At 65.6% G+C, this 17,063-nt stretch carries 13 protein-coding genes; 8 read left to right on the forward strand and 5 right to left on the reverse strand.

Annotation, left to right across the window (positions count from 1 at the left end; translation table 11 throughout):
• The first annotated feature begins 134 nt into the window (after positions 1–134).
• The 4 genes from M2320_RS15250 to M2320_RS15265 all read left to right on the forward strand — a co-directional run bounded on the left by M2320_RS15250 (position 135) and on the right by M2320_RS15265 (position 5,277).
• Complete coding sequence (locus tag M2320_RS15250) at positions 135–2,039, forward strand: propionyl-CoA synthetase (RefSeq protein WP_264597995.1); 1,905 nt, start codon at positions 135–137, stop codon at positions 2,037–2,039.
• A gap of 132 nt (positions 2,040–2,171) precedes the next feature.
• Positions 2,172–3,983, forward strand: a complete 1,812-nt coding sequence (locus M2320_RS15255) for a Hint domain-containing protein (RefSeq protein WP_264597996.1) — start codon at positions 2,172–2,174, stop codon at positions 3,981–3,983.
• 62 nt (positions 3,984–4,045) lie between these two features.
• Positions 4,046–4,582, forward strand: a complete 537-nt coding sequence (locus M2320_RS15260) for a glycine cleavage system protein R (protein WP_264597997.1) — start codon at positions 4,046–4,048, stop codon at positions 4,580–4,582.
• Positions 4,583–4,815: 233 nt separating this feature from the next.
• A complete protein-coding gene (locus M2320_RS15265) occupies positions 4,816–5,277 on the forward strand; it encodes a hypothetical protein (RefSeq protein ID WP_264597998.1) in 462 nt (153 codons plus the stop codon).
• 58 nt (positions 5,278–5,335) lie between these two features.
• Here M2320_RS15265 and M2320_RS15270 read toward each other — a convergent pair whose 3' ends face one another.
• Entirely contained in the window at positions 5,336–6,049 is a 714-nt protein-coding gene (locus M2320_RS15270) for an SIR2 family NAD-dependent protein deacylase (protein WP_184428304.1), read from the reverse strand.
• A gap of 226 nt (positions 6,050–6,275) precedes the next feature.
• Here M2320_RS15270 and M2320_RS15275 point away from each other — a divergent pair, with 226 nt between their 5' ends.
• The 3 genes from M2320_RS15275 (at position 6,276) to M2320_RS15285 (ending at position 11,291) form a co-directional block, all read left to right on the forward strand.
• Positions 6,276–8,672, forward strand: coding sequence for a hypothetical protein (locus tag M2320_RS15275; protein ID WP_264597999.1), 2,397 nt, complete (start codon positions 6,276–6,278; stop codon positions 8,670–8,672).
• Between the two features lie 409 nt (positions 8,673–9,081).
• Entirely contained in the window at positions 9,082–9,972 is an 891-nt protein-coding gene (locus M2320_RS15280) for a LysR family transcriptional regulator (protein WP_264598000.1), read from the forward strand.
• A 233-nt stretch (positions 9,973–10,205) separates the two neighbouring features.
• The gene (locus M2320_RS15285; protein ID WP_264598001.1) at positions 10,206–11,291 is read left to right on the forward strand and encodes a helix-turn-helix transcriptional regulator; all 1,086 of its coding nucleotides are present in this window, start codon (positions 10,206–10,208) and stop codon (positions 11,289–11,291) included.
• A gap of 55 nt (positions 11,292–11,346) precedes the next feature.
• Here M2320_RS15285 and M2320_RS15290 read toward each other — a convergent pair whose 3' ends face one another.
• Positions 11,347–12,195: an SDR family oxidoreductase gene (locus tag M2320_RS15290; protein ID WP_264598002.1), complete on the reverse strand. Its 849-nt coding sequence runs from the start codon at positions 12,193–12,195 to the stop codon at positions 11,347–11,349.
• A 119-nt stretch (positions 12,196–12,314) separates the two neighbouring features.
• Here M2320_RS15290 and M2320_RS15295 point away from each other — a divergent pair, with 119 nt between their 5' ends.
• A complete protein-coding gene (locus M2320_RS15295) occupies positions 12,315–13,223 on the forward strand; it encodes a LysR family transcriptional regulator (protein WP_264598003.1) in 909 nt (302 codons plus the stop codon).
• Between the two features lie 523 nt (positions 13,224–13,746).
• Here the strand turns inward: M2320_RS15295 and M2320_RS15300 are convergent.
• The 3 genes from M2320_RS15300 to M2320_RS15310 form a co-directional block, all read right to left on the reverse strand.
• Positions 13,747–15,330 (reverse strand): CYTH and CHAD domain-containing protein, encoded by a 1,584-nt coding sequence (locus M2320_RS15300; protein WP_264598004.1) that lies wholly within the window; start codon positions 15,328–15,330, stop codon positions 13,747–13,749.
• 64 nt (positions 15,331–15,394) lie between these two features.
• Positions 15,395–16,393: a WD40 repeat domain-containing protein gene (locus tag M2320_RS15305; protein ID WP_264598005.1), complete on the reverse strand. Its 999-nt coding sequence runs from the start codon at positions 16,391–16,393 to the stop codon at positions 15,395–15,397.
• A gap of 28 nt (positions 16,394–16,421) precedes the next feature.
• On the reverse strand, positions 16,422–17,045 hold the full coding sequence (locus M2320_RS15310) for a class I SAM-dependent methyltransferase (protein WP_264598006.1): 624 nt from the start codon (positions 17,043–17,045) through the stop codon (positions 16,422–16,424).
• Positions 17,046–17,063 lie beyond the last annotated feature (18 nt).

Here is a 17,063-nt window from a genome sequence, read left to right on the forward strand (position 1 = left end):
AGCGCATGGCGGCGAAAGCGCTTTGCCCGCCTGCCATTAGCCTAAGGTTGAGCGGCCGCCGTTCTGGACTTCTGCGACGCGGCGTCGCACTTTCCGCGCGACATGTTCAGCCAAAAATCACGGGGAGGGAGCCCATGGCGAGCAAATATCACGACGTCTACGCCCATTGGAAAGACAAGCCGTTCGAATTCTGGGGCGAGGCCGCCAAGGCGGTCGACTGGATCAAGGCGCCGCAGACCGTGTTCGATCCGAATGCCGGCGTCTATGGCCGCTGGTTCCCGGACGGCACGCTCAACACCTGCTACAACGCCGTCGACCGTCATGTGAAGAACGGGCGCGCCGAGCAGGCCGCGCTGATCTATGACAGCCCCGTCACCGGCATCAAGCGCACCTACACCTATGCGCAGCTGCTCGCGGAAGTGAATGCGGTGGCCGCCGTCCTGAAGGATTTCGGCGTCGGCAAAGGCGACCGCGTGCTCGCCTATATGCCGATGATCCCGGAAGCGGTGATCGGCGTGCTGGCCTGCGCCCGCATCGGCGCCATTCATTCGGTCGTGTTCGGCGGTTTCGCCGCCAAGGAGCTCGCGACCCGCATCAACGATTCCGAGCCCAAGGTGATTTTGACCGCGTCCTGCGGCATCGAGCCGAACCGCGTCGTCAAATACAAGCCGCTGCTCGACGAAGCCATCAGCCTCGCCGCGGTCAAGCCGGAAAAAGTGCTTCTGCTGCAGCGGCCGCAACAGCCCGCCGACATGATCGCCGGTCGCGATTTCGACTGGTCGACGCTGGTGACCGCCGCGCTCGCCGAGCGCCGCACCGTCGAGCCGGAAGAGATGAAGGCGACCGATCCGCTCTACATCCTCTACACCTCGGGCACGACCGGCATTCCCAAGGGCGTGGTGCGCGACAATGGCGGTCATGCCGTCGCGCTGATGTGGACCATGAAAAACCTCTATGGCATCGAGCCCGGCGAGGTGTTTTGGGCGGCCTCCGACGTGGGCTGGGTGGTTGGCCATTCCTACATTCTCTACGGCCAGTTGCTCTATGGCGCGACCACCGTCGTCTACGAGGGCAAGCCGATCGGCACGCCCGACGCCGGCGCGTTCTGGCGCATGATCGAGGAATATAATGTCGCGGCTCTGTTCACCGCGCCTACGGCCTTCCGCGCCGTGCGCAAGGAGGACCCGAACGCCGATCACCTCAAGCGCTACAATGTGAAGAAGAGCCTGCGCACCCTGTTCCTGGCCGGCGAGCGCGCCGACCCGGACACCGTCGCCTGGGCCGAGCAGATCCTGGGCGTGCCGGTGATCGACCATTGGTGGCAGACCGAAACCGGCTGGGCCATCGCCGGCAATCCCGTGGGGCTCGGCGCGCTGCCGGTGAAACACGGCTCGCCGACCGTCGCCATGCCCGGCTATGACGTGCAGATCGTCGACGAGGCGGCGCATCCGGTCCCCGCGGGCAAGATGGGCTCGATTGTCGTGAAACTGCCGCTGCCTCCCGGCAACTTGCCGACGCTGTGGAAGCAGGACGAGCGGATGAAGGAGAGCTATCTCACCGACTTCCCCGGCTTCTACAAGACCGCGGACGCCGGCTTCATCGACGCGGACGGCTATCTCTACATCATGGGCCGCACCGACGACATCATCAATGTCGCGGGCCATCGGCTCTCCACCGGCGGCATGGAGGAGGTTTTGGCCTCGCATCCGGATGTCGCGGAATGCGCGGTGATCGGCGTCAAGGATGAGCTGAAGGGCGAACAGCCCTGCGGCTTCATCGTGCTCAAATCGGGCGTCAGCCGATCGCCGATCGAGATCGAGCAGGAAATCGTCAAGCTGGTGCGCGACAAGATCGGCCCGGTGGCTGCGTTCAAGATCGCCATCACCGTGAACCGTCTGCCCAAGACGCGTTCCGGCAAAATCCTGCGCGGCACGATGAAGAAGATCGCCGACCACGATCCCTGGACCATGCCCGCCACCATCGACGATCCCGCCATCATGGACGAGATCATGGCCGCCCTGGAAAACAAGGGCGTTTGATGTGAAAAAAACGCGGCGCGCGAAATTGAATTTTTTCGCGCGCCAGCCTTTCGGTCGATGCGGCAAAAAAGCAAATTTGTTTGATCATTCCTTTAAGTTAAGCAGAGGGTTGAATTCTCTGGACTCTGCTTCATGACCTTCTCGTTTCCCGTTTCGATTTCGACAGACCCCAATGCGCTCTCCGAGATATCCTATCTCTCCGGCTTGACCGCGACGGACGGCGTCGCCGCCCGGAGTTACTGGTCGGATTACGGGTTGATTCCCCACAAATGGCAGAACGGCGGCGGCGACGCCGTCGTGGGAACGGGCGGCGGGGTGGTGACCTATGCCTTCGACGCGTCCCAGGGGAATTGGACGTCCGCCCAGAAGACCATGGTCGTCGCCGCGCTGAAACTTTGGTCCGGCATCGCCGACATCACATTCGTGGAGTCGGCGGGCGCGCCCGACGTGGTCTTCGTCAGCGATCCCTCCGGCGATGTCCACGAATATGACACCTACACGCCCGGCCCTCAGATCGGAAAGATCGACCCCGGCCAGGGGGGCGCCTCGGTCGGGATCGTGATCAACACCGATCCGAACAGTCCCTATGGCGACATCGCCTCGTTTTCGGCCCTGGGCGGTTATGGCGTCGGCACGCTGGTCCACGAAGCCGGGCACCTGCTCGGCCTCGGCCATGGCGGCGACTACAATGGCGCGGGGGACAATCAATACACGGTTTATGACGACCGTCTGTACACGGTCATGTCCTATATTTCGCCTGCGGACGCCGCCAAGACCACCAGCGACACGCGCGCGGTCGCGTGGGGCGCCTCCGACGGGGTGGACCGCCAGACGCCTTACACACCGATGGCCTTCGACATTCTCGCCGTGGAGCAGATGTACGGGGCGTCGCGCAGCGGGGTCTATGGCGGCGGGCAGATCTTCGGCTTCAACTGCAACATCGGCGACGAGTCGCGCGTGTTCTTCGACTTCACCGTCGACACCGCGCCGATCGCGACCCTGTTCGACCACGGCTTGAACAACACCCTGGATCTCTCCGGCTACAATATGTCGTGCACGGTGAACCTGAACCAGGGCGCGTTCAGCAGCGTCGGCGGGCTCACCAACAATATCTGCATCGCTTATGGCACCCATATCGAGACCGCGATCGGCGGCAGCGACGACGACGTTTTCTATGTGAACCAGGACGCGGACACGATCAGGGGCGGCGCCGGGCGCGACACGGTCGTGTTCGCCGGCCTGCGCGCCAATTACACGATCACTTACGAAACCGGCGGAGTCGTCATCGCCGACGCCGACACCGTCTACACGCTGTCCGACGTCGAGACCGCGCAATTCTCCGACACGAGCGAAACCCTCTGCTTCCTGGCGGGCACGCGCATCCGCACGCCCTCGGGCGAGGCCGCCATCGAAACGCTGCGGCCGGGCGATCTGGCGCTCACGGCGGATGGCGAGGCCCGGCCTGTCGTCTGGCTCGGCCGGCTGAAGGTTGCGGCGCGGTTCGTCGATCCGGTGCGCAGCCATCCGATCCGCATCCGGGCGGGCGCGCTGGGCGATACTCTCCCCACGCGCGACCTGCTGGTGTCTCCCGACCACGCGCTGCTGGTCGAGGGCCTGCTGATCCAGGCGGGCGCGCTGGTCAATGGAACGTCGATCGTTCGCGAGACCAGGGTTCCCGAATTTTTCGTCTATTACCACGTCGAACTGGACGATCATGCGCTGGTGCTGGCGGAAGGCGTTCCGGCGGAAACTTTTGTCGACAATGTCGACCGCATGAATTTCGACAATTGGGCGGAGCATGAAGCGCTCTATCCCAAGGGCCGGGTTCTCGAGGAAATGCCTTTGCCGCGCGCAAAATCGCGGCGTCAGGTTCCCGCCCGTATCCGGGCGGCGCTGGATCGCCGCGCCGAAGGGATGGGCGCGGCGCTGGCGGCTTGCGCATAGCGCAAAGTGAACTTCCGGCGGCGGCGGGCATGGGCTATGGTCCGACGCAACAGGAGCGGTTCATGCAAATTCATCTGGTTCTGACCGTGATCGGCCCGGATCGTCCCGGTCTGGTGAGCGCGGTTTCCGACACGATCGCCGCCGGCGGCGGCAATTGGCTCGACACGCGCATGGCCAGCCTGTCCGGCCAGTTCGCCGGCATGGTGCTGGTCGCCATCGACGCCGAAAAGGCCGATGCGCTGGTCGCCGCGCTGCGCGCGCTGGATGCCCAGGGCTTGCGCATCATCGTGCAGCGCACCGATCCGCATCCGGCCGTGGTCGGGCGCACCGTGCGTCTGGAAACCATCGGGCTCGACCGGCCCGGCATCATCCGCGACATCTCCCATGTGCTCGCCCAGGCGCATGTCAGCATTATCGAACTGGAGAGCGAGCTAACCAGCGGCGCCTTCTCCGGCGAAGCCATGTTCAAGGCGCGGGCGCGGCTGCTGCTGCCCGAGGGGCTCAGCATGGTCAATCTGTGCCAGGCGCTCGAGGACATCGCCGGCGAGCTGATGGTCGATCTGACTCTGGACGAGGCCGCCGAGGCGGTTCACGTGTGAGTTTTTGGCGGGCTCGGACAAAGCCGTGGCCCGCCCTCTCCTTCGAGACGGCCCCTGCGGGGCCTCCTCAGGATGAGGGCTACTTTATTGTATGTAGAGAGATTTTTTTGGGTGGGGATGCGGGTTTACTGTCTGTTAGGGATAAAGCCCAAGATGTCTTCAAGCATAATCATCGTTAATCCTTTGGACAGCGCCGGCGCTTAACGTCCTTCCATCGATGGGAAGGATAAACCATGACCTCCGGCACGCTCATTGCTCTCGACCTCGCGCCGCAGATTTGTGCGGCCATCTCCCGGCGCGGCCAGATCCTGGCCGATGACGTCGGCATGCTCTCCAATCTGCCCAAGCTGGAGGACGGTCTGACCGAAAGCGAGATCGATGCGCTCGGCGCGCTGGCCCGCGCCCGTCTGCCCGCTTGTCCCGATTGGGGCCGGTTCTTCGCCGACAAGGTCGGCGGCTGGTTTCTCGAGGATTTCGCCGGCCGCCGGCCGAGCCTCGAGCAGGCGCATTGGCTGATCGACTATCTCGGCGGCGAAGGCGCCGATCTCACCACCGCGCAGTTCCGGCTGCTGATGCAGGTGCTGGAAAATCTCGAATCCTGCCCCGACGAGCTGCTCGCCTTCGCCCGCGCCTGTCTGGTGCGCGCCATGGGCGCCGAAATCGAGGCGCGCCGCGGGCAGGTCGGGACCGCCTGAGGCGTCAAAGTTTGGGGAGGAACCCGGCGGGCTTCGCCCGCCGCTGTCTCCTGCCGGCCTAATCCAGGATTTTCTTGACCAGTTCGTCGAGCTGCGGGGCGAGCTCCGCGGCGCGGCCGTGGATCACATGATCAAAATAGCGCTCGGGGATGGTCGGTTCGGGTTCGAGGTTGGACAGAATCGTCACGGCGCGGGTGTGGCGCGCAATGCCGGCGATCGGCAGGACGTTGCCCGACGTGCCGATCACCATCAGCAGATCCTCGTGGCTGAGCGAATCCAGCCGCTCCCATAATCGCTGATAGAGCGGCGCGCTTTCGCCGAAAAACACCACATCCGGCTTGACCTCGTGCAGCCCGCCGCAATTGGGGCAGCGATGCTCCGCCGGATTGAACGGGCGATAGCCCCAGTCCCATTGCGCCTCGCAGCTCAGGCAGCGCAGGCCGGTGAGGCGGCCGTGGACATGGACCACGTCGCGGGCGCCGGCGCGCTCGAAGAGGTCGTCGACATTCTGGGTGATCAGCTCGGCGCCGTAGCGTTTTTGCCATTCCGCCGCCATTTTGTGCGCTGCATTCGGTTCGACGCCGGCCAGTTCGACGCGGCGCTTCGAATAGAACTCGTGCACGAGTTCGAAATTCTCCTCCCACACCTCATAGTTGCAGACGATGTCGGGATCATAAAGCGCCCAAAGGCTCTGTCCGCCTGAGGATCGGAAGGTGTCGAGACCGGAATCGGCGGATATGCCGCTGCCGGTCAGCAGTATCATTTGCGGCATCAATGGGCGCCTCGAATTTTCTGCCTCATTTTATACCCTTCGCCGCGAAACTCCACGTCCATTTCGCATGTGCGAACAATTGTTCGGCTCGCGCTGCATGTCGCGCGCTTTTTGCCGCACTGCGTCCCAGGCGGAAACGTGCGACCTTGAGGTAGACTGTTGCCGCAGAGGGAGCATTGGCGCATTCTGGCGCCGGCGTTTCACGGCTTGATTTCAGGAGGCGCGGATGCTCGCGCGTGTTTGGCGAAAATGTGTGCTGCTCGCGCGATTGCTCGCCGCCTGCCGTTTTTCCCTGATTTCGGTCGTCGCCGGCTTTTTCCTGCTGTTCGGCGTGGTCCAGGCGCAAAACCTGTTCGCGGATCTGGCCTTTTCCAGCACATTGGCGCAGATCGGCCATTGGCTCGGGTTTTTGGCCGCCGTGTTCCTGCTCTGGGCCTGGCCGGTCCATTATGGCGCGCGCCGCGTGCTGGAGGAGCCGCATTGGCTGATTCCCGTCGCCGTGCGGCGGAGACTGTCGGAGACGGAGCGCGCGGCTTTGCAGGAGGAGCTGCGCCAGGAGCTGGACTGGGCGATCCGCTGGACGCCGCGCCTCCTCGGACTCATCCCGTTCATCGCCGTCGGATTCGGCCTGTATTTCTGCGACGCCGCCATGGATGCCGCGCGCGACCTCGAGGAGGTCAGGCGCGCGCAGAGCCAGATCCTGTGGCTCGCACTGGGCGACGCTGTCGCAGCGCTGCTGTTCATCATCTTCGTCATCGGGCGGCGGCGGCTGCTCGGCTGGATCGAGCGGCGCGCCGATCTGCGCGCCTCCGACGGCGCCGCGCGGGTGAAGCGGCGGCTCACCCTGTTCGCCCGCGCCTCGCTGGTGTTCACCTTCGCTTTGTTCGTCGTCGCTTATGCCGCGCCGCACCGGCTCTCCCTGTGGTTTGATCGCGCGCTGCTGATTCCGCTCCTGTTCGGCGCGCTGGTGCTGGTGCTGAGCGAATTGGCGCGGCGCGGTCATCGAAAAGGGTGGCCGGTGCTGATTCCGCTGGTCGCGGTCGCCGTGGGGGTGACCGCGACCAACACCCATTTGAACGACGTGCGGCTGTTGCCGCAAAAGCCGGTGGAGCAGCTTGCGGGCCGGCAGATCGAACTCAAGCGCGCCGTCGACAAATGGCGGGCCGCCAATGGCTGTGCGGACGATGCCGGCAAGTGCCCCTATGCGCTGGTGATCGCGGCCGAAGGCGGCGCCAGCCGCGCCGCCTTCATGGCCGCGACTTTCGCCGGCGAGATTTTGGATCGCACCAAGGGCGAGGGCGCGCCTGGCCGAAAGATTTTCGCGATTTCGGGCGTGTCCGGCGGGGCGTTCGGGGCGGCGACCATCCGCGCGGCGCTTGCCGATGCGGCCGAGCGCGGCGGCGCTCCGCCTTGCGTGATGAGCGCGCCGCTGTGGTTCGGCGCGGCCGCGCGCGCCCCCGATCCGCAAACCTCGTGGCGCTCCTGCCTGCAGCTGCTGGTCTCAGGCGATTATCTGTCGAGCGGGTTTATTGGGCTGGGCTTTCGCGACAATTTCGCGCCGCGCGCGATCCCGCCCGAGACGGGGTCGATGATCCTCGATCGCGCCGCTCTGTTGGAGCAGAGCTGGGAGCGCCATTACAGCTATATTTCCGGGCGCAGCCGCGCGCCGCAAAATTGCAGCGCCCAGCCGGGCAAGGGACTGTGTCGCGCCATGGGCTATGCCGATGGCGAGGGATGGCTGCCGCTGTTGCTGCTCAACGGCACGTCGGTTTCGACGGGGCGCCGCATCATCGCTTCGGACCTGATCTCGACCTATGCCAGCCCGGACGGGGCCAACGGGCGCATTGCGCTCTATTCGCAGGCCTATGACGTGTTCGAGCTGATGTCGCGGCCCTGTCCGACCGACGGCGGCGATTGCCCCGCCGCCCATGACGGCGCCGCCGACCGGCCGCTGTTGCGCGATGCGCCGGACCTGCGCCTGTCCACCGCCGCTCTGCTCAGCGCCCGCTTCCCCGTGATTTCGCCGGCCGGCGTGCTGCGCAACGAGGCCGACGCCGGCTTTGGCGACCGTGTGGTCGATGGCGGCTATTTCGAGAATTCCGGGCTGAGCACGGCGATCGATCTCGCCCGGGCGCTGAGCGGTCTTGGCGTCAAGCCGGCGCTGGTCTGGGTGCAGAACGATCCCGATGTCGTGGGCGCCGATCGCAAAACGCCGCCGCGCGCGGCCGCCACGCCGAAATTCGGGCGGATTGATGAAGGGTTTTGGACCGAGGCGCTGGGCATGCTGGCGGCGCCGGTGAACACTTTGCTCGCCACGCGCGGCGGCCATGGCGAGGAGGCGGCCGATCTCGCCGTGCACGAGCTTGCGCGCATCAATGGCGTGGAGCAGATGGGCTTTTTCAAAATCGTGATGAAGGAGAAGCCGCAGATCGGCCCGGCGGCGAACGATCCTTTGTTCGACGCGCAATGCGCTGCGCTCCGCAACAAGACGCCGGCCATGTCCAAGGTTTCGATGAGCTGGTGGTTGTCGGCCTCGGTGCAAGCCGAACTCGATGCGCAATTCTGTGACGCCGCCAATCGCGGCTCAATCGCCGATATCGTCAAATATGTGGGGGGCAATTAGTTCGCCTTGCGAGCGCAGCCGGTTCGAGAGCTGCTGGGGGTCAGCACGCCTCTCCGACACTGCGCCCGCTGGATCAGGGTTCCGCTTGCCTCCTTGCGTTGGGTCGCGCGCCGCGCTGCGGCCATGGAGCAAGCGCGGCGCGGACGATGTTAAGAAAGGGCGTAAGGAACCAGCGGACCCAGCGTCATCGCCGTCGCCAGAGCCGCCGCAGTCCATTCGGAGGGGGTCAGCTTGATCATAATATGATCTCCGTGCAGTGATTTTGTGGGGGACCATCCCCTCACGTCTGTTATAAATCTATGTTAACGCTTTGGATTTGCAATTCAGTTCTGGTTATACGTGTATAAGCGCGGCTTGGCTTGCGCCGGTTTCAGCGGGAGGTGGTCGGATTAACATCACGCTTCGCCAGTTGATCATTTTTGAAGCCGTGGGACGCCTGGGGTCGATCTCGCGCGCGGCCGGCGAACTCAATCTGACGCAACCCGCCGTGTCCATGCAGGTGAAGCAGCTCGAGGAGCAGGTCGGCCTGCCGCTGATCGACCATGCCGGCAAGAAACTGGTTCTGACCGAGGCCGGCGAGGAGCTTTCGCGCCATGCGCGCGAGATGATGGCGAAAATGGCGGATCTCAAATCCGCGATGAAGCAATATGTCAGTCTGGAATGCGGGATTTTGCGCATCGCGCTGATCTCGACCATGAGTTTTTTCCTGCCGCGCATCGTCTCCGATTATGTGAAGCGCCACCCTTCCGTGCGCATCAGCCTGCAGGTCGACAATCATGATTCCGTGCTGGCGGCGCTTTTGGAAAAACGCACCGATCTCGCCATTATGGGCCGGCCGCCCGAGGACGCCAGCGTGGTGGCGCATCAGTTCATGGACAATCCGCTGGTCGTGGTCGCCCGGCCCGATCACCCGCTGACGAAACTGGCGCGCGTTCCCGTCGATCTCCTGGGGGAGGAGGCGATGATCGCGCGCGAGCCGGGATCGGGCACGCAGGCCAATATCGAGCGGTTTTTCGCCGAAAAGGGCCTGGAATTCCGCTCGAGCTGCGACGTCAACACCAATGAGGCGGTGAAACAGGCGGTCGCGGCCGGGCTGGGCCTGGGGATCGTGCCGCTGAAGACGATCGCGCTCGAACTGGAGACCAGGCGCTTGTCCGTTCTGCCGGTCGACGGGTTTCCGCTGATGAAACATTGGTTTTTGCTGCACCGGGCCGACAGGCGCCTGCCGCTGGCGGCGCGCGCCTTTTGCGATCTGTTTTTGGGGCAGGCGTCCGCGGGCGAGTTGGAGCGGAAGAGCTAGCAACATTCGTGGGCCGCCCCCGCCCTTCGAGACGCCCGCTAAGGCGGGCTCCTCAGGGTGAGGGCTACTTATTGGCGTCCCACTTCATTGGTGGCCGAAAACATCCCTGCTTCGCCTCATCTGACCGCCACCGCGAAGTTGTGGCCGAACCCTTCGGAATGTGGTGATCTGGACAGGAGCGATCCCGGGAGACCGGTCGGCTCGATCAAGCGTTTCGCTCGGAGGGCTTGGATTTGGGACGCTTCGAGGCCCTGACGGATCAGATTTATGAAGCCGCAATCGTTCCCGAATTGTGGCCCAATGTCTTGCAGTCGTTCTGCCGGGCGAGTTCTTCCTTTGGCGGCGCGCTGTTCGCGACAAACCCGCATTTTTCCGGATGGGTGTCGTCGCCGCAAATGGTCGACCTGGTCCAAGCCTTTTTCGAGCAGGGCTGGGCGGAGAAAAATCTCAGGACGGCGCGGGCGGTGCAGCGCGGCCTGTTCGGCTTTGTCAGCGATCACGACCTCCTCTCGCCGGCCGAGATGGAAACCGATCCCACCTACCGTTTTCTTCGTGAAAATGGCGGCGGATGGTGCGCCGGCATCGTCACGCCGGTCCCCTCCGGCGACAATATCGTGTTCAGCTGGGAGCGGCCCTATGTCGACGGTCCGTTCAGCCGGGAGGAGATCGAATCCTTCAACGCCGTCGCCGGGCCGCTGCGTCGCGCCGCGCTGGTCGCCGCCCGGCTGGGCCTGGAGAAGGCCAGGGCCGCCGCCGAAACCCTGCGCGCCCTGGGGCTGCCCGCCGCCGTTCTGTCGCGGTCGCACAAAATCCTGCTGACCAATGATCTGTTCGAGCGATTCATGCCTTCGCTGTTTCAGGACGGCGCGCAACGCTGCCTGATGACGGATCAGCGGGCGGACGCCTTGCTCAAAGCCGTTCTCGAACGGCTGAAGGCCCGCCATTGGGATTCGGGCGTCCTGCATTCGCTGCCGGTGACCGGCCGTCTCGACCGCCCGCCGATGGTCGTCCATGTCGTGCCGATCCTGCGCGCGGCGCAGGACGTGTTCAGCTCCGCCGCCTGCCTGCTGGTCGTCACCGAGCTTTCCAGAAACGCGGCGCCGGAGGCGACGATCCTGCGCGGGCTGTTCGACCTGACGCCGGCCGAGGCGCGGGTCGCCCAGGCCGTGGCGGAGGGCATGGCCCCCGTGGAGATCGCGGCCGAACAGGATGTTTCCATCGGCACGGTGCGCACGCATCTCAAAAGCGCCTTCGCCAAGACCGGAACCACGCGCCAGGCGGAGCTGGCGGTGCTGTTGTCGCGGACGAGGCTGCCTTGACGAGAGCGGGCGGCGCACGACGCTTGGGCCGTGCGCCGCGATGATCTGGACGCGCTCAGGCGCCGAGCGCCTGTTTCACGCTTGCGGCGATCGGCGTGGTCGGATGGCCGAGCAGGGTCGAAAGCGCGCGGCCCTCGTCGAACAAGGCGCCTTGCGCCGCCGCGACATCCCAGCTGGCGATGGCGCGCGCGAAAAATTCGGGCAAGCCGGCGCCGACCAAAGCGGCGGCATAGTCCGCTTCCGGCAAGTTCTTGTAGGGAATGGCCTTGCCGGTTTGCCGGCTGATCTCGGCGGCGAGCTCGGTCAGCGTATAGGCGGCGTCGCCGGCCAGTTCGTAGACGCGGCCGGAGTGCCCGGCGGAGGTGAGGACGATCGCCGCGGCCTCGGCATAATCCTTTCGCGCGGCGGAGGCGATGCGTCCGTTCCCGGCGCTGCCGATGAAGGCGCCGGCGGCCACGGCCGGGCCGACCGATCCGGTGTAGTTCTCGCTATACCAACCGTTGCGCAGAATCGTGAAGTCGAGGCCGGAGGCCTTGATCGCCTGCTCGGTGTCGCGATGTTCCTCCGCAAGGCTCAGGGGCGAGCTGTCGGCGCGCAGCAGGCTGGTGTAGACGAGGCGCGACACGCCGGCCGCCTTGGCCGCGGCGATCACATGGCGATGCTGCGCGGCGCGCTGGCCGATTTCGCTGGAGGAAATCAGCAGCAGCGTGTCGACGCCCGCGAGCGCGGCGGTCTGGGCGTCGGGCTTGGAATAATCGAAGGCGCGCGTTTCGACGCCCAGATCGGCGGCCTTTTCCGGCGAACGCGCCAGCGCGATGGTTTGGGCGGCGGGCGATCTGGTCTTGAGGGCGGCGATGACGAGACGGCCGAGCTGTCCGGTGGCCCCGGTGATGGCGATGGTCATGAAACTCTCCTTGCTTTGGCGCTGGCGGTCGAAACGCCCGCCTTGACTCCGGTATAGATTTTCTCTCCAGAAATGATAATGCGCTCTCGGGTTGTTTGAGTTTCTACTGAGAGGATGAAATGGCGGATCGCTTGACCGGCATGGAGGTGTTTGTGCGCGCCATGCGGCTTGGCGGCCTTTCCGCGGCGGCGCGGGACTTGCGCATGTCGCCGGCGATGGCGGCCAAGCATCTCGACGGCTTGGAAGCGCGGCTGGGCACGACGCTGGTGCGCCGCACCACGCGAAAACTGTCGCTGACGGAGGCCGGCGCCGCCTATCTGGACAAAGCCGAGCGCATTCTCGGCGAGATCGGCGAGGCGGAAGCCGAGGCCTCGTCGCGCGCGCTCGCCCTCGAAGGCGTGTTGCGCGTCAGCGCGCCCGCGACCTTCGGCCTTCTGCACATCGCGCCGCTCGCGCCGCTGTTCCATGAGCTTTATCCCGGCGTGACCCTGGAATTCGGCTTCAGCGACCGTTTCGTCGACCTGCTCGAAGAGCGTTGGGACATGGCGATCCGCATCGGTCGTCTCGCCGACAGCAGTTTGGTTGCGCGCAAACTCGCGCCGATGCGCACCGTGATCTGCGCCTCGCCCGCCTATCTGGCGCGGCGGGGAAGGCCGCGGCTGCTGTCGGATTTGATCGCGCATGATTGCCTTGGCTACACGTTTACCGAGCAGGCGGGCACGTCGACCTGGAGCTTTGGCGAGGATGGCGCGATCAAGGCGCCCGTGCGCGGATGGTTGCGCGCCAACAATGGCGAGGCGTTGTTGCGCGCCGCGCTGGCGGGGCAGGGGGTGGTGTTCGGGCCTCGCTATATCGCGGCGCAGGCGCTGGCGGAGGGGGCGCTGGTCGAACTGACGCTCGACCAGCCGCCCATGCCGGTCGGCGCGGTCCATGCGCTCACCCATCCCGACCGGCGCCCGGCCGCCAAGACCCGCGCCTGGATCGAGTTTTTGGCGGAGACGCTGCCCCGCCGCGCCGCGGACTGGTGATCGTCTTTTTGGGGGGCGAGCTGTTTTTGCAAGTCTGGGTTGTGGCGATGGCTTCGAAACTTTGTCGAATCCTCGCATTTGCTGTGAATTTCACGTCATTTTCTGCGAAAAATCGCGCGATTCTTGCGTGTGCAACTCTTGGGTTGCGTACGACATCTATGGTCTGCCGGCCGGGGCGGCGCGGGGCGGGGTTTTGGCGCCAAAATTATGGTTGTGAAACAATGTGTTGCGAGGGGGCGTTTCACGTGGAACATATAGTGAACAAAATCTTGTGTCGGCGTCGTTTTCACTTTTTTGCGCAACATTGCCGGGGGCGGTGGGCGGGGCCCCAAAACTGCTGGAGAAATCTCCAATAGCTCGCATTGCGGCGCCGCGTGGATGGCCGGGACGACGCCCGGCCATGACGACATGAAGTTGCATCGTCATGCGGACATTCGCGCATCTGTAGAACCGACTTCTCCCCGGACAGCCGTGCGCGAGCGGGGCGAGGGCGTGCGCTCGTGGCGTCACCACATCGCCTGGGCTAGGTCCAGAACGGTTTGGCGGCCTTGAACCCCTTCCAGGCCTTCGAAAGATGTTCGTCGGCGGTGAGGGCTTCGCGGGCGTGCCAGCCGAGCACGACGCCCGCCGCGCGCGTCGCCTTTTCGTCGTGGGGTTCGCTCAAAAAATGTTCGGCGGTGGCGACGTCGTTGTGCGCGCCCAAAATGTTTTGCGCATGCGCCGTGGCGCGGACGAAATCCGAGGCTGCGTCCTCGTCGAAGGCGCCGGCGAAAAACTCCGCGCCGTAGCGCAGATTCTTGAGCGCGATGCGGCATTCGTGGCGCTGTTCGTCCGGCAGGCTGGTCAGCTTGCGGCCTTTTTTGAGCGCGCGCTTGTGCAGCCGCTCCAGCGCCTCCGCGGCGAAGGCGCCGACCGGGCCGGTCAGGCCGCTCAGGCCCTCGGCGGTGAGCGCGTTGCGCCAGCCGCGCCGGGCGACGAAACCGCCGAGATCGAGCGCGAACAGGGTGGGCTCCGCGCTTTCGATCAGCAGGCGCGCCTGGGTGTAGGCGTCGGCCCGCCGCCGCTCCAGCACGGCGAGCAGCGGGTCGAAGGCGTGTTCGGGGAAATGCGGCTTCGGGCCGGCTTCGACGAGATCGCGCAGCACGTCGCAATCGCGCGCGGCGCCGAACGCCGTCGCCAGCACTTTGGCGCGCGCGCGAAAAGCTTCCAGCTCGGGGCAGGGGACGGCGCGCTTGAACATGGCGAGCGCGGCGCGCAGCCGGCGCAGCGCCACGCGCATCTGGTGGATGGATTCGGGATCGTCGCTCTCGCGCAGGCTCGCCCAATTGCTGAGGAAATGGTCGCGGGTGGTGAGGATGACCTGGGCGATGGCGGCGTCGAGGTTGAGCTCGCCCGACAGCGCGGCGATCTTCGCCTTGACCGGGGTGGGCGCGCTGCCGAGCGCCAGATGGCTGGCGCGCTCGGCCTTGCTGACCGCGTCGAGGCGCAGGGGCAGGGCGCTCGCGAGCGTGCTGGCGAAGGCGTAGAAATCGGTCTCCGGGCCGCTTTTCAGTTCGAGTTCGAGCTCGCGCAATCTTGTGGTTTTTTCGCCGGCGACGATCTCGCCCTCGTCGAAGGCGGCCTCGATGGTCGCGGCGCCGGCGGTCAGCAGCCTTGTGGTGCGGGCGATGCGGGTTTCGTATTTGGCGACCAGCGGCTTGTCGCCGACCAGGGCGCGCAGGGCGTCGCCGGGCTCGCCCTCGAACAGGGTGATGTCGGGGTCGAGGCTGCGCACCCGGTGCTCGATCTCGCCGCGGGAAAAAATGCTCTCGGCCTCGGGGCGCCATTTGAGCGTCATCACCGCCGGGCTGCGGCCGGAGCGGCGCACGCGCAGCGCCGTCTTCTGGCGCAGCAGGTCCCAGTCGGGCGTGTCGTAATAGACCGAGACCAGTTTTTTCGGCGCGGCCTTGTCGCCGTCGCGGCGCAGCAGCGGCGCGTTCAGCGCGGCGGCGAAGCCCGCGGCGCTCAGGGTGAATTTCAGTTCGATTTCGCGGCCCTCGGCGGTCGCGGGGGCGTCTTGCGCGGCGGCGGCCTCGCCGGCGGGCGTCTCGGGGGAAATGTCGGTCACGCTCAGGTCTGTCGCAGAAGGAGTTTGGCCATATTACCGGACTTTGCGGCAAACGGCAGCGATTTTATCCTTTCGGAAAATCCAGGACCCCCGCCGCGCCGCCGCGCGCGCCAAAAGCGAGGCGGGCGCCCTTGGAATCGAAGGCCAGCGCCGAAATGGCGCCGCCGTCCGCCGTGTCGCGCACCAGAATTTCGGCGGCGTCGGTCAGCCGAACCAGAAGAATCATGCCGTCGTCATAGCCCATGGCGACCACCAGCGCGCCCGGATGGAAGGCCACGGCGCTGACCAGCACGTTGGAGCGTACGCCGCATTCGCGCGGGGCCTTGCCCATCGGGCCGTCTTTTCCCGCGAAGGGCCAGACGATGCAGCCGTCGGCGCCCGAGGTCGCCAGCCACTGGCCGTCGTGCGACCAGGCGAAGCTGCGGGTCTTGGCGGGATAGCCGGTCATGCGCATGTCGTTCTTGTCGGCGAGGCGCCAGCCGTGCAGGGCGTTTTCCTGCATGGAGGTGACGACGAAGCGCGCATCGGGGGTGACGGTGACGTCGAGATGCGAGCCCTTCCAGTTCAGCGGCTCCGGCTGGCCCTGGACATTGGGGAACCACAGCGAGGCGCCGCCGTAATGGGCGATGGCGAGGCGATAGCCTTTTGGAAACCAGGCGAGGCCGCGCACCGAAGAGGGCGCCGTGAGCGTCTTGATCTCGCCCTTGGCGTCGCGGGCGCGCACCGTCTTGCCCGAGGACCAGGCGAGCGCGCCGTCGCTTTCGCGGGCGGCGAGGGCGTCGATCCAGCCCTTTTCCTGGGCGATCGCCTCGATTTTTCCGGCGGCGTCGATTGAAAAAACCTTGCCGTCGTCGCCGCCGGTGTAAACCCGCTTGCCGTCGCTGGCGGCGGTGAGGATCGCGCCGTCCTCGTGGATTTTCAGGCGCGTTTCCGCGCCGATTTCGGCGAGCACGACCTCGCCATTGGCCAGCACGAGGACCGGCAGGCGGCCGAGGAAGAAGGCGCCGACGACTTCGGCTTTCGCGTCGATGGGGGAGACGTGCTGGGTCAGGGAAGTGGTCATGAGGGAGTCCGGATCTGCGCGAAAACGTTCAAACGGGGTTTTGCGCCGCTTGGCAAGGGGCCCGGAAGATCAGGCTCAAATTGTTGGCCGGCATTTCGATGATCTCGGGCGGGCCGAAGCCGTGTTGCGCGGCTGTCTCCACCAAAGCTTCGAGGTCGCGGACGCCGAATTCCGGGTTTTGCGCGCGCAGCCAATTGTCGAAGGCGACATTGCTTGGCGCGGTGTGGGCGCCGCCGCGCTTGTAGGCGCCATAGAGATAGAGCGGGGCGCCGGCCGGCAGGAGTCTTCGGGCTTGGGCGAACAGGCCGAGCGTCGCCGCCCAGGGCGAGATGTGGACCATGTTGATGCACAGCAGCGCGTCGGCGCGCGCGATCGGCCAGTCCGGGGCGGAGGCGTCGAGGGCGAGCGGCGGCGCGACATTTTTCAGGTTTTCGGCCGCGATCCACGCCGCGATGTTTTTGCGCGCGAAGGGGTCCGGGTCCGAGGGCTGGAAGGTGAGGTCGGGGAAATTTTTTGCGAAATGGACGGCGTGCTCGCCCGTGCCGCTGGCGATTTCCAGCACGAGGCCTGTTTGCGGAAGAATGCCGCGCAGCACGGCGAGGATGGCGTCGCGGTTGCGGGCGACGGCGGGGGCGGTTTGGCGAGGCTCCATGGCGCCAGTATAGCGCCA

The organism is Rhodoblastus acidophilus (genome assembly GCF_025961575.1).
GTDB lineage: Bacteria > Pseudomonadota > Alphaproteobacteria > Rhizobiales > Beijerinckiaceae > Rhodoblastus > Rhodoblastus acidophilus_C.